7 protein-coding genes are annotated in these 13,308 nt (G+C 57.0%); 4 read left to right on the top strand and 3 right to left on the bottom strand.

The features are described 5' to 3' along the window. Positions 1-38: 38 nt before the first annotated feature. Positions 39-395 carry a hydroxyisourate hydrolase gene (gene uraH / locus AC2FLE_RS10550; RefSeq protein ID WP_142640109.1) on the top strand — a complete coding sequence of 119 codons (357 nt, stop codon included), beginning with the start codon at positions 39-41 and terminating at the stop codon, positions 393-395. A 141-nt stretch (positions 396-536) separates the two neighbouring features. Here uraH and AC2FLE_RS10545 read toward each other — a convergent pair whose 3' ends face one another. Next, positions 537-1,457 carry a LysR family transcriptional regulator gene (locus tag AC2FLE_RS10545; RefSeq protein ID WP_281973831.1) on the bottom strand — a complete coding sequence of 307 codons (921 nt, stop codon included), beginning with the start codon at positions 1,455-1,457 and terminating at the stop codon, positions 537-539. A 96-nt stretch (positions 1,458-1,553) separates the two neighbouring features. Between AC2FLE_RS10545 and AC2FLE_RS10540 the strand changes: the two genes are divergently transcribed. From AC2FLE_RS10540 to AC2FLE_RS10530, 3 genes are all read left to right on the top strand, one after another. Beyond that, positions 1,554-2,777 carry a urate hydroxylase PuuD gene (locus tag AC2FLE_RS10540; RefSeq protein WP_496692314.1) on the top strand — a complete coding sequence of 408 codons (1,224 nt, stop codon included), beginning with the start codon at positions 1,554-1,556 and terminating at the stop codon, positions 2,775-2,777. 156 nt (positions 2,778-2,933) lie between these two features. Continuing rightward, on the top strand, positions 2,934-4,739 hold the full coding sequence (locus AC2FLE_RS10535; protein WP_496696887.1) for an autotransporter assembly complex protein TamA: 1,806 nt from the start codon (positions 2,934-2,936) through the stop codon (positions 4,737-4,739). Then, entirely contained in the window at positions 4,736-8,809 is a 4,074-nt protein-coding gene (locus AC2FLE_RS10530) for a translocation/assembly module TamB domain-containing protein (RefSeq protein ID WP_496696885.1), read from the top strand. Before AC2FLE_RS10535 ends, AC2FLE_RS10530 begins: the two co-directional genes overlap by 4 nt. Before the next feature lie 457 nt (positions 8,810-9,266). Here the strand turns inward: AC2FLE_RS10530 and AC2FLE_RS10525 are convergent, their stop codons facing one another. Together AC2FLE_RS10525 and fdhF are read right to left on the bottom strand one after the other, a co-directional pair. Next, positions 9,267-10,199: a LytTR family DNA-binding domain-containing protein gene (locus AC2FLE_RS10525; protein WP_496696883.1), complete on the bottom strand. Its 933-nt coding sequence runs from the start codon at positions 10,197-10,199 to the stop codon at positions 9,267-9,269. 312 nt (positions 10,200-10,511) lie between these two features. Beyond that, positions 10,512-13,295: a formate dehydrogenase subunit alpha gene (fdhF, locus tag AC2FLE_RS10520; protein WP_496696882.1), complete on the bottom strand. Its 2,784-nt coding sequence runs from the start codon at positions 13,293-13,295 to the stop codon at positions 10,512-10,514. Positions 13,296-13,308: the final 13 nt, after the last annotated feature.

Raw genomic sequence — 13,308 nt, 5'->3', positions numbered from 1 at the left:
GCCACTCGTTGCGGTGATTGGAATATGAGGAGAAACGCGTGGCAGGATACCTGACAACCCATGTTCTGGACACCGCCAAAGGCTGTCCCGCAGAGGGGCTGAAAATTGCTCTGTACGCGATTACCCAGGACGGACGCCACAAACTGGCTGAGATGCTGACCAATGCAGACGGGCGAACAGACAGCCCAATACTACCGCAAGCAAACTTTGAAACCGGGGAATATGAGCTTGTTTTCAGCGCGGGTGACTATCTGCGCGCCTCTGGCCAGGCGGATGACGAACCGCTGTTCCTGGATGAGATTCCAATCAGGTTTGGTATGTCTGAAGCAGACGCCCACTATCATGTGCCGCTCTTGCTATCGCCATACAGCTACTCCACGTATCGTGGCAGCTAACTGACCGGGCGAACCTTCCGCCCGTCGATCGCCCCTGCCGGACCTCCTCCTGTTGAGCCGGGCGCCGCACCCGTTGGGCGCGGTGCGGATAGTGACGGTTACAGCCCTTCGAGAAAATTTACGCGCGGCCGGGAGCCTTTGCTAACCGTTGATGTCCGAGTTTTGCACAACCTTGCCAATTCGCGCGATCATGAAATCCATGAACAAACGCGCCTTGGGATCCTGGTGACGTCGATGGGTATAGAGACACGCCATCTGAACAGAGACAGGAGGTGTCTCCTTCGCAACCACCACCAGACGTCCTGCCTTGAGATGTTCCGCTGCCTCAAACACAGGTTTCATCGCGATCCCCTGCCCTGACAACGCCCAATCGGTCAAAACATCTCCGTCATCGCATTCAAACCGGCCCGACACGGCATAACGTCTTGGCCCGTCTGGAGTTTCCAGCATCCACTGAAACTCTGCAGCGCCGGGATACCGCAGGTTAAGACACTCGTGCTTGTCGGACACAAGATCGGCTCCGTTTTGCGGCATCCCCCTGCGTTTTACATAGTCCGGTGCGGCACACAGAACCCGCGCGCAATCCGCGATCTTGCGAATACGCAGGGTGCTGTCCTCGGGCTGACCAATGAAAAAGGCCAGATCCAATCCTTCGGTCGTCAGGTCCACTGACCTGTCGGTCAGGCGCAATCGCACATCAATTTCGGGGTATTCCGAGAGAAAATCCGGCACATGTGGGGCTAATAACCTGCGCCCGACGCCCAAAGGCGCGGCTACGAACAGTGACCCGCGGGGGGCTTCGGTCAGGTGAACAACCTGCGCCTCGGCTTCATCTACGGCATCCAGGACCGCAACCGCTCCAGGGTAAAACGCACGTCCCTGCTCGGTCGGGCTGAGGTTACGTGTAGTCCTCTGAAACAGACGCACGCCCAAATGATCCTCAAGCTGTGATATTCGCGCCGAAGTCACCGCCGGTGAAACACGCAAATCCCTCCCGGCAGCAGACATGCTGCCCAGATCATAGACACGAACGAAGGTGCGAATATTGTCGAGATAGGACATCTTATCGTTTTTTTTGATACAGTTTGACAATATACGGGAATACCGAAGAAAAGCCAGTTTGCCTAGGGTGACTCTAACCTACTGGAGAGAACTCTCATGTTTGAATTCGCCGTGTTCTGGGATTGGATGGCATTTGCTGTGCGCTGGCTGCACGTAATCACTGCTATCGCCTGGATCGGATCATCCTTTTACTTCATCGCTCTGGACCTTGGCCTGAATCGGGATATCCCCGGCCCCGCCGACGGGGAAGAATGGCAGGTACATGGCGGCGGCTTTTACCATATTCAGAAATACCTCGTCGCACCCGAGCGGATGCCGGATCATCTGACCTGGTTCAAATGGGAAAGCTATGCCACCTGGCTTAGCGGAGCTGCGCTGTTGATGATCGTCTACTGGGTTGGTGGAGAGCTTTATCTGATTGATGCGCAAAAGGCCGATCTGGCGCTGTGGCAGGGCATTCTGATCTCGGCTGCCTCGTTGACTATGGGCTGGCTGATCTACGACTTCCTGTGCAAATCCGGTCTGGGTGAGCGCCCAACATTACTGATGGTGCTGCTGTTTGTCCTGCTGGTGGTGATGGGCTGGGGGTACAACCAGATATTCACCGGGCGCGCGATGATGCTGCATCTGGGCGCATTCACCGCGACGATCATGACAGCGAACGTATTCTTCATCATCATGCCGAACCAGCGCATCGTCGTAGACGACCTTAAGAATGGCCGCACCCCGGACCCGAAATACGGCAAGATCGCCAAGTTGCGTTCGACTCATAACAACTATCTGACCTTGCCAGTGGTTTTCCTGATGCTTTCGAACCACTACCCGCTGGCCTTTGCCACCCAATACAACTGGATCATTGCGGCGCTGGTATTTCTGATGGGCGTCACAATCCGTCACTACTTCAATACACGCCACGCTCGCGCCGGTGATCCGACCTGGACCTGGCTGGTGACCGCTCTGCTATTCATCGCCATCATGTGGCTATCCACCGCGCCTATGTACAAACCTCTGGAGGAGGCCGAGGCGCAGCCGCTCACCGCATTTGAACAGAAATACGCAGCAGCAGACGGGTTCGAACAGGCACATGATGTCGTTCTGGGGCGCTGTTCCATGTGCCATGCGCGCGAACCGGTTTGGGACGGCATCCTGTGGGCGCCAAAGGGCATTCTTCTGGAAACCCAAGGTGACATCGCCCGCAATGCGAAACAGATTTACCTGCAGGCCGGTGTCAGTCACGCGATGCCACCCGCAAATGTCACCTATATGGAACCGGAAGATCGCGCGGCGATCATTCGCTGGTTCCGCAATGCTGGCCTTTGAACTGGCACTGAGCCATCACTTGTTCCGCTAATTTTCTTGGCCAAACGATAAACGCTTCCCCTACACGATTACAGATGTTCTAACTATCCTTAAGGGGCCGCCACATCCGAAAAGGCGCCGAAATTAATTTCTAGTTGGGGCAGCTGGAGCCAATAGATGCAGCGAATAAGACAATGCAGCTTTGTGAGAAATTGTCTGTTCGGAATAGTCGTCGCCACATTGCCCACATCGCTGGCCGCATTGGAAACCGTCCTCACGGCACCGGGCGCTCCGAAAGCACTGGTTGAACGGATCGAAGATACCGCATCGGTGACAACCGCAGAATCCCGCGGGCTGGACACGCCGCTTGAACTTTTGTCAGCGGCCCTGTCGGACTATACCACCATTGTTCAGATCCTTTATGACGAAGGCTATTTCAGTCCCGTCGTCAGCATTAAACTGGACGGGAAAGAGGCGGCGGAACTCAGTTCACTCAACGTGCCCAATCAGATCAACAAAATCGTGATTGCTGTTAAAACCGGCCCAACCTTCACATTTGGCCAGGCGGTGGTCCGGCCGATCGCGACCGAAACGGTTCTTCCCGAAGACTATGCGACGGGCAAACTGGCCACCACCGGCGCCATTCAGCAAGCCGCGTCAGCAGGCGTGCAGGGATGGCGTGACGCGGGTCATGCCAAGGCCGAGGTCAGCGGCCAGAAAGTCATTGCCCGCCACGCCCAGGCAAAGCTGGATTCCCGCATTGACCTCGCCCCGGGACCGCGTCTGAGCTTTGGAAAAATGTACATCAAAGGCGACAGCGATGTTCGCCACAGGTCCGTCGAACAAATCGCCGGCTTCCCAACCGGAGAGGTGTATTCCCCCCAGCAGGTGCAAAAGGTCGGAACCCGGCTTCGCCGCACCGGCACGTTTAATATTGTCTCGATCGAAGAGCACGACACTCCCAACCCTGATGGCTCCCTGGATTTCGATGTCTATCTTGAAGACATGCCCAAACGCCGCCTGACCTTCGGTTTGGAAGTGGCCTCGCGTGACGGGATGGAGCTGTCGACGACCTGGACGCATCGCAACGTGTTCCGCCGCGCCCAGCGGCTGCGGTTTGAGGCATCGTTGCGCAACATTGGCGGGACCGAGGATCTGGACGGGCGCATCGGGCTGCGGCTGGATCAGCCCGACCGGCTGGGCCCCGATGACAGCACGTTCTGGAGCGCCCTTCTGGAACGTCGCAACACCGATAATTACAACGTGACTGTGACGTCTCTGGCCTATGGTGCAAGACGCACATTTTCAGACCGCCTATACGCCGAAGCATCCGCCGGGTTTCAGTGGTCGGATGCAGATGACGCCTATGGCGACGGGCGTAAGTTCCGCTATTTCATCCTGCCGTTCCGCTCCGAATGGGATGAAAGGGACAGCAAGGTCAGCGCCACCAATGGCTATTACCTGGATGCCCGTGTGATGCCATTTGTCGGCCTGTCCGACACAGAAACAGGCCTCAGGATGTTTGCGGACGCGCGTGCCTATACCAGTCTGCGGACGCAAGGTCGTCTCGTGCTCGCCGGACGGGTCCAGATTGGATCGATTGTAGGACCCGCCTTGGACGGGGTCACACCCGATTTCCTGTTCTTTTCGGGCGGTGCGGGCACTGTGCGCGGTCAGCCCTATGAAAGCCTCGGCATCCCTGTTGGCAATGAGGTTGCTGGCGGCAAGTCTTTCCTCGGTCTATCTGGCGAAGTTCGCGGCAAAATCACCGAGACAATATCGCTGGTCGGGTTTTATGATTATGGTGTTGTCGACACGTCCTCTTTTGTCAGCAGCGCCGCTGAGAGCCATTCCGGCGCCGGGCTTGGGATCAGGTACGACCTTGGCGGCTTTGGCCCGCTTCGTCTGGATCTGGCCCTTCCCGTTCAGGGCGACACCGGAGATGGTCTGCAGTTTTACATCGGAATTGGTCAGGCATTTTGACACATCGTTTCTCATATCCAGTTGTTGCGGCGGTTCTGCTGTGGGTTCCCTACCCGGTTCTGGCACAGGACGAAGGCGGCAGTATGCTGGAGCAGTTTCTGCAGGATACCCTGTCCGGTGATGATCAGAACGTGACCGTCAAAGGCTTGCAAGGCGCGCTGAGCGCACGGGCCACAATCGCAGAGATCACCGTATCGGATGATGAGGGCGTCTGGCTGACCATCAAAGATGCCGAACTGGATTGGAACAGACTGGCCCTGATACGTGGGCGGTTCTCGGTCAATGCGCTGACAGCGCAAGAGATCGACGTAGCCCGTGCGCCGGGCACCACAACCAAAGATGCCTCTCCTCCCTCTGCGGAAACCCAGACATTCCAGCTGCCCGAGCTGCCTGTCGCAGTTGAAATCGGCGAAATCCGCGTGGATCAGCTGTCGCTGGGGCAGCCGCTGATTGGGGTAGCCGCCGACTTATCCGTCACCGGCAATCTGTCGCTTGCTGATGGAACGCTGGACACCAATCTCGACGTGGTGCGGCTGGATCGTACAGGAGATGAGATCACATTGACCGCCGGGTTCGACAACTCGACAAGCGAGATCAATCTGGACCTGAACGTGGCCGAGGCATCCGGCGGGCTTATTTCGACCGCTTTGAACATTCCCGACAGCCCAACGATCGAGCTGACGGCAAAAGGTGCCGGACCGCTGACGGATTTCACCGCCGATATCGGGCTGAGCAGTGACGGGCAGCAGCGTCTGGCTGGGCAGGTTCGGCTTGGTTCGGCCCCTGACGACACTGCGGAAGGCATAGCATTTACCGCCGATCTGAACGGAGACCTGACACCCTTCGTCGGCCCTGCCATCGACCCGTTTTTCGGGACGGACTCGCGGCTGTTCGTGCAGGGTCAGACCCTGCCCGAAGGGGCGCTGGAACTGTCCGATCTTCAGCTTGCAACGCAGGCCCTGAACCTTGAAGGGAAGTTGGCCCTTGCCGAAGGTGGCACATTGCAGTTTGCCGCCTTGCAGGGACGCATTACCCCTCCGCAGGGACAGGCGGTCACGCTTCCGGTTGGCGGTGGTGACAAAACGATCAAGTCCGCGCAGATCTCGACCTTGTTTGATCAGAAGAACGGCAATCTCTGGGATCTTAGCCTGACAGCAGATAAGTTCAAATCCCCCCAGGCCGAACTTGAGAGCATGCAAATTATCGCGCAAGGCGTGCTCGATCAGACCCTTGGATTTACGGTGAAAGGCGATCTGCAAGCCAGCGTCACGGGCATTGATCTGACCGATCCGAACCTGAATACAGCCGTCGGAGATCGCATCACGCTGGACGGGCAGTTTGAGTATGGTGATGACCAGTCGCTGACATTGTCCGGTTTCGAACTGATCGGATCGGATTACACTCTGGCGCTGGACACGCTGATCAGTGGATTGACCAGCGGGTTGGCGGTCGATGGCAAGGCTACGCTGGACGCGACTGACCTGTCCCGGTTCTCTGGCCTTGCCCAGATGGAACTGGCAGGGTCGGCGTCGGCAGAGGTTCAGGGCAAGGGCTCGCCGCTTGAGGGCAGCTTTGATGGCAAAGTGGTTGTTCAGGGCAACAACCTATCGACCGGTCGCGACGATATCGACCCCGTAATCACCGGCCAGACCACCATCGCTCTGGATGCTCGCCGTGGGGCGGATGGAATATCCATACGCGAGTTCAAACTGAACGGTCAGGCCGCGCAGGCACAGGCAAGTGGCGAAGTGACCACGCCTGATGGCAATCTGACAATCGACGGTCAGGCCAGCCTCAACGCGCCCGACCTCTCGGTCTTTTCCGGGCTGGCCCAGCGACAGCTTGGCGGGTCGCTCAGCGCACAAATGGACGGCAAAGGCACCCTGCAGACGCAAGAGTTTGATGGCACGGCCAGCATTACGACGCAGGATCTGCAGACAGGTATGTCCGAAGTCGATCCTCTGCTTGCAGGCAAAACCGTGATCACCTGGGATGGTGCGAAAACGGGAGATACGATCGACATACGCAAAGCCGCGATCAACGGACGGGCCCTGACAGCACAGGTGAGCGCGTCGATCAATGACCCAACCGGCAATCTAGTTCTTGATGGTCAGGCACAGGTGACTGTCCCTGATCTTTCGCTATTTTCGGACCTCGCGGGCCGGGATCTTGCCGGGTCGGTTACCGCGGATATCAATGGCAGCGGAGCTTTGTCCAGCCAGACCTTCGACATAGCCGGCGATGTCGATGCGCAGGACGTCCAGATTGGCATCAGTCTCGTCGACAAACTGATCGAAGGTCGAACGACGCTGCGTGTCGATGCCGAGAACAGTGATCAGGGTCTGAATGTCCAAAACTTCAAACTGCGGGGCACCGCCTTGACCGCAGACGCTTCGGGTCAGGTCAGCAAAGAGACCGGCGGGCTGAGCTATTCGGTAAAGCTGGACGATCTTGCGCGGATTTCCAAGACGTTGTCAGGACCACTCACATTGGAAGGCAACGCCGCGCCAACAGCTTCGGGCCTTGAAGGAAGAGTCAGCTTGCGTGGGCCGGACAGTTCATACGCGTCGCTGACGGGGTCTGTCGGCTCTGACGGATCGGCAGACTTGGACTTTGACGCCGAGCTAAACAAGGTCGAGCGTTTCGCCCCAGACTTTCCAGGTACAATCACCGCCAATGGGACCGCAAAGCGCAAGGCAGGCGTCTGGACCATCAACTCTTCGGCGCAGGGTCCGGCACAGATCACCGGCGAAATCTCGGGCACGTTCGATGAAACCACAGGAAACGCCGATCTGAATGCGCAAGGCGGGGTTAATATCGGTATCGCAAACCTGTTCATCACCCCCAACCAAATCGACGGGACTGCGCGGTACGACCTTAGCTTGAATGGCCAACCCTCGCTTGAGGCGCTCAGCGGGTCGATCACGACCTCTGGAACCTCGTTGGCGATACCGGGTGCCGGTCAGACCATTACCGGCATCAGCGGCGCGGTCGAGTTGGCCAACAACCGCGCCAACATCTCCCTAAATGGTGGAACCCGCGCCGGGGGTAATTTCACCGTCGCGGGCCCGATTGACCTGACGCCTCCGTTCAATGCGCAAATTACGACCACGCTCAATCGTCTCGTGCTGACGGATCAGCTTTTGTACGAGACGATCCTGAACGGGCAAATCGCAATGACCGGAGCTTTGGCCGGCAACAGCACAATAGTCGGGCAAATTACATTCGAGGAAACCAATATTAACCTCGCCGCCGCCTCGGGTGCGGTTGGCGCTGCACCCATACCAGAGATCGAACATATCAACGAAAACGCGGCCAGCTATCGGACTCGGGAACGTGCCCGTTTGGTAAAACAGGACGATGCCACCCAAAGCGATTCCCGTATTGCGCTGGACATCGCTCTGCTCGCCCCCAAGGCCGTGTTTGTCCGAGGTCGAGGCGTGAATGCCGAACTCGGCGGACAGCTGTACATAGGCGGTACAACAACCTCGATCATTCCTTCGGGTCAGATCGCTCTAATCCGAGGCAATTTCGACATTCTGGGCCGCAGGCTGGCCCTGACAAAAGGGATCGTGACCCTACAAGGCGACTTGACACCCTATATCGAATTTGAGTCCTCAAACAGCACCTCGGACGGGACCGCTACAATCGAAATCGCCGGGCCGCTGGACGCCCCCGAGGTCAACGTGTTCTCGGATCCGGAACGGCCAGCAGAAGAGGCGCTGGCCATGCTGTTGTTTGGCAATCGTTTCTCTGAGCTGTCCCCCTTTGTCATTGCCCAGATGGCGGCTTCGCTGGCGCAGCTCAGCGGTGCAGGAGGGGATGCGACCAAGGGTCTGAGGGAGTCGACCGGTGTCGACACAGTCGATATCGGAGCAACGTCAAGCGGCGGAATTTTGGGCGCCGGGGCGTATCTGGGTGACAATCTCTATACCGACTTCAACGTGAACACCGAAGGAAATACTGAAGTGAACCTCAATCTAGACGTCACCGATAATATCACCATGCGCGGAACCGTTGACGGGCGGGGGGAAACGGGATTGGGTGTCTTTTTCGAGCGCGACTACTAATCCTGCGCGGAACTCTGCATCTGTGACAACAGTTTCGGGCCAAATCACAGGAAGGCAGGGAATTTCATTAACCCCTTTACTATCAACTTCTTAACATGACAGCGAATGCACAAGTCGCTCTATTCATTTCGTGCGACACGAATTTTCATTCCCGTTCGTTTCGAATTTTTGACGTTTCGTACCAATTTCATTGCCAGGTCCGTGCCTATGCAGGAAAAGAAGGCAGCGCCTGGTTTTGCGGCGTCTTTATCGAGTGATTTGTTGACCAGTACGACCTGATTATAGAGGGGGAAAAACTCAAAATCGGGGAAAGCAAAAGATCAAAATTCAAGTCTTTTCATTACTAAAAATATTGAACTGCCCACCTTCCCATCCACTGCGTATTCTGTACCCAGCAGCGATGGGAAGGTGGATTATCTAAACGAACCGATAAGCCGGATGTTTCTGCCGAACAATGTCAGGTTTGTTGTGGTGAAGCTTTGACTGTTGCCGGGCTTTCCGCTGACGCCATCTCGGACAGCCAATCACGCACGGCGCCGTGCCGGCTACGGGCGATCGCGATCTTTTTGCCGCAGCCCAGAACCAGATATCCGACTTCATTCAGGCTTTTAGCAATATCCACACACCGATTGGCAACCCAAAAGGACCGATGCACCTGTAGGCCGTAGCATTCTGGCATTTGCGATAGGATGCCTTTGAACGTTGAACGCACCAGCACTTCTTTTTCATCTACACGCAGGGTGACATAGTGCTGCTGAGCCTGAACGAACAAAATGTCCTTGGCCAAAAAATTTTGCCCATTGGCGGACACTAAACCATTGGCCACAGGAACACGGGATTCCACTCTGCTATCCGGCACGTCCTCGGGTTGCGGATCGCCGGCGCGCAGGCGGGCCAGATAAGGTGGAAAAACCCAAACGATTACGATCACTTCAATTCCAACGACGAGAAAGTACTGAGGCAGCAAAAGCGGCGAGTTTTCAAAGCTGAAAGACAGAAATGTACTGAAAACCATTGTCGTTGCGAATTGGGCAAACTTCATCGCCCCATACGCAATGGGAAAACATGTCAGCGGGGTGAAAAACCGTTTGATGCCCAGATATCGGCTGCAGAATGCCTCAAAAAGCAACATCAGCACCACAGAACCCATATACCCCAGCAATCCGCACATCCAATAGATCGTGCGCCCCAGCCCGTTTAGCGGTTCAGCAAACAACGACGGCGTCGCACCAATGAGCAGCAGCATCAAAGCAGGCAGAAACATCAGGAAGTTTCTGGACAGGAAGAAACTAAGGACTTCGCTCAGGATCGCATCAACCGACATACCCGGCAATACGACAAACGAAAGCTCAGCCTGTTTCAAATCGTTATACACGTCTTGCGGTTTCATTCAGCCCTTGTTGCTCTGATCGCACTACTACCATCTATTTCGGCTTCGGCGCCTAGGCCCGACTGCCCACAGGTTCGGGCCCTGCGCAATCGGTTCCCCAATTTCGTTTCCAAACCCAATCAAGACCTAACCTGACGACCGCAAAATGGGCGCTTTGGTGGCGTTTTCTTAGGCTCAAAATTGCTGAAACCAGAGAAATATGGCGCAAATGGCGCAAAGCTGAGTGGGAAATGCCTATTTCCGCGTTGACGTGGCGGAAACCTAAAAGGGCGACCTCGTAAGGCCGCCCTCAAAAATTCTACTCCGACACTCTTACTCAGCCGCGATTGCGTCTTCGATCTTTTCAACGCGAATGGCTGAGAATTTGAACTCAGGGATTTTACCATAAGGGTCGATGGCCGAGTTGGTCAGGATATTCGCCGCCGCCTCAACATAGGCAAAGGGGATGAACACCATGTCCTCTGCAATCGCCCGGTCGGCACGCACCATGATCTCGATCGCGCCGCGACGGGTGGTCAGGCGAATGGTCTCGCCCGGTTCAATTCCCATCAGCTTCAACTGGCGCGGGTTCATCGAGCAGTTGGCCTCTGGTTCAACCGCATCCAGCACCGTGGCCCGGCGGGTCATTGACCCTGTGTGCCAATGTTCAAGCTGACGACCCGTGGTGGCGATCATCGGATACTCCTCATCCGGCGCTTCATCCGGCTGGATCACACTGGCAGGAGTGAACTTGGCCCGCCCATCGGCACGAGGGAAGCCATCACCAAACACAATCGCTTGGCCCGGATCGGTCTCAGACAGCGACGGGTAGGTGATCGTCTCTGTCTCAAGCCGCTCCCAGGTGATGTTGTCGAGAGACTCCATCGTCAGTTTCATCTCGGCAAACACTTCGGACACATCCGAATAAGACCAGTTCAGACCAATGCGCTGCGCAAGTTCGACGGTGATTTTCCAATCCTCGCGCGCCTCACCCGGAGGCGCCACAGCTGGGCGCACTCGTTGTACCTGACGATTGGTGTTCGACACGGTGCCGTTCTTTTCATACAGCGCCGAGGCAGGCAGGATGATGTCGGCGTAGTTCGCCGTTTCGGTCAGGAAGATGTCCTGCACGATCATCAACTCCAGCTTGGCCAGCGCGTCCCGCGCGTGGCCTACATCGGGGTCGGACATGGCTGGGTTTTCACCCTGAATATACATGCCCTTGATATTGCCCGCATATGCTTGATCGATGATTTCAGTGACGGTCAGGCCTTTTTCATTCGAGAAATCCTCAGACCCCCAGACGGAGGTGAACTGTGCCCGGATGTTGTCATCGGTCACCGTCTTGTAATCGGGCAGGAACATCGGGATCAGGCCGGCGTCCGACGCGCCCTGCACATTGTTCTGACCGCGCAGCGGGTGCAGGCCCGCGCCGGGTTTACCAACGTTGCCGGTCATCAACGCCAGCGAGATAAGGCATCGCGAATTGTCGGTGCCGTGGATATGCTGACTGACACCCATACCCCAGAAAATAAGCCCGGCCTTGGCCTGTGCAAAGATGCGCGCCACGCGGCGCAGCTGATCAGGTTCGATACCGCAGATCGGCGCCATCGCTTCGGGGGTGAAGGCGCGCAGGTGTTCCTTCTCGGCCTCCCAGTTCTCGGTCCAGCGGTGGATGTACTGGCTGTCATACAGCTCTTCCTCGACGATCACGTTCATGATCGCGTTCAGCATCGAGACATCGGCACCCGGGCGGAATTGCAACATCTCATCAGCGAACTTGCGCATGCCAACGCCGCGCGGGTCCATCACAATCAACTTGCCGCCGCGCTTGGTGAACTGCTTGAAATAGGTCGCCGCAACGGGGTGATTCTCAATCGGGTTGGCCCCGATGATGATGGCCACATCCGCGTTTTCGATCTCGTTAAAGGTTGCGGTCACAGCACCCGAACCGACGTTTTCAATCAGCGCCGCCACCGATGAGGCGTGGCACAGACGCGTGCAGTGGTCGACATTGTTGTGCCCAAATCCCTGACGAATAAACTTCTGGAACAGATATGCTTCTTCGTTGGTGCATTTGGCCGAGCCAAAGCCCGCGACATTGCGTGGGTCCTGGTCGCGCAGCGCCTTCAGTCTGGAGGACGCCAGGTCCATCGCCTCTTCCCAGGTCGCTTCGCGGAAATGGGTCGACAGGTTCGAAGGATCGACATTCAGCCCCTTGGCGGGCGCATCCTCGCGCCGGATTAGCGGCTTGGTCAGGCGGTGTGGGTGGTGGATATAGTCGAACCCAAAGCGGCCTTTGACGCACAAGCGGCCTTCGTTGGCCGGGCCGTTGATGCCCTCTACATACTTGACCTTGCCGTCCTTGACCTTCAGCGAGACCTTGCAGCCGACGCCGCAGAACGGGCAGACGCTTTCGGTCTCGGAATCATAATCCTTGCTGTCGCCCTGCTGCTTTTCGTCCAACACAGTGGCTGGCATCAATGCACCGGTCGGACAGGCCTGAACGCATTCACCACAGGCTACACAAGTAGAATCGCCCATCGGGTCGTTCTGATCGAACACCACCTGCGCAGTGTGACCACGCCCGGCCATCCCGATCACATCATTGACCTGCACATCCCGGCAGGCCCGGACGCAGAGGTTGCAGTTGATGCAAGCATCCAGATTAACCCGCATCGCGATATGGCTGTCATCCAGCAACGGGATTTTCTCGGCCTCTTTGGCAGGGAACCGGCTGTTGCTGACATCGTTCAGTTCGGCCATGTCCCAGAAATGGCTGGATTTATCGTGCGCCTCTTCGGGTTGATCCGCGACCAGCAATTCCATGACCATTGCGCGCGATTTCTCGGCACGGTCGCTGTCGGTTTTCACCACCATGCCGTCCGCCGCAGGGCGAATGCACGAAGCGACAAGAGTGCGCTCGCCTTCCACCTCGACCATGCAGGCGCGGCAGTTGCCGTCGGGTTTATAGCCCGGCTGCGGCTTATGACACAGGTGCGGAATGGTGAACCCCTGCCCCTTGGCGGCTTCCCAGATGGTCCAGCCCTCGGGGACGGTGACGTCATCGCCGTTCAGGTTGAAGGTGACGGTCTTGGTTGGGCTTGCATCAAGCATGGCTCTGTCTCCC

It is taken from the genome of Ruegeria sp. CDSA077 (assembly GCF_059612265.1).
The sequence above is the reverse complement of the archived record's forward strand: the minus strand, read 5'-3'. Positions and strand labels throughout refer to the sequence as shown.

What these genes read in the sequence shown, in the direction of transcription:
- AC2FLE_RS10545 (WP_281973831.1), bottom strand. Translation starts at nt 1,457, where the DNA reads ATGTCCTATCTCGACAATATTCGCACCTTCGTTCGTGTCTATGATCTG.
- AC2FLE_RS10540 (WP_496692314.1), top strand. Translation starts at nt 1,554, where the DNA reads ATGTTTGAATTCGCCGTGTTCTGGGATTGGATGGCATTTGCTGTGCGC.
- AC2FLE_RS10535 (WP_496696887.1), top strand. Translation starts at nt 2,934, where the DNA reads ATGCAGCGAATAAGACAATGCAGCTTTGTGAGAAATTGTCTGTTCGGA.
- AC2FLE_RS10525 (WP_496696883.1), bottom strand. Translation starts at nt 10,199, where the DNA reads ATGAAACCGCAAGACGTGTATAACGATTTGAAACAGGCTGAGCTTTCG.
- fdhF (WP_496696882.1), bottom strand. Translation starts at nt 13,295, where the DNA reads ATGCTTGATGCAAGCCCAACCAAGACCGTCACCTTCAACCTGAACGGC.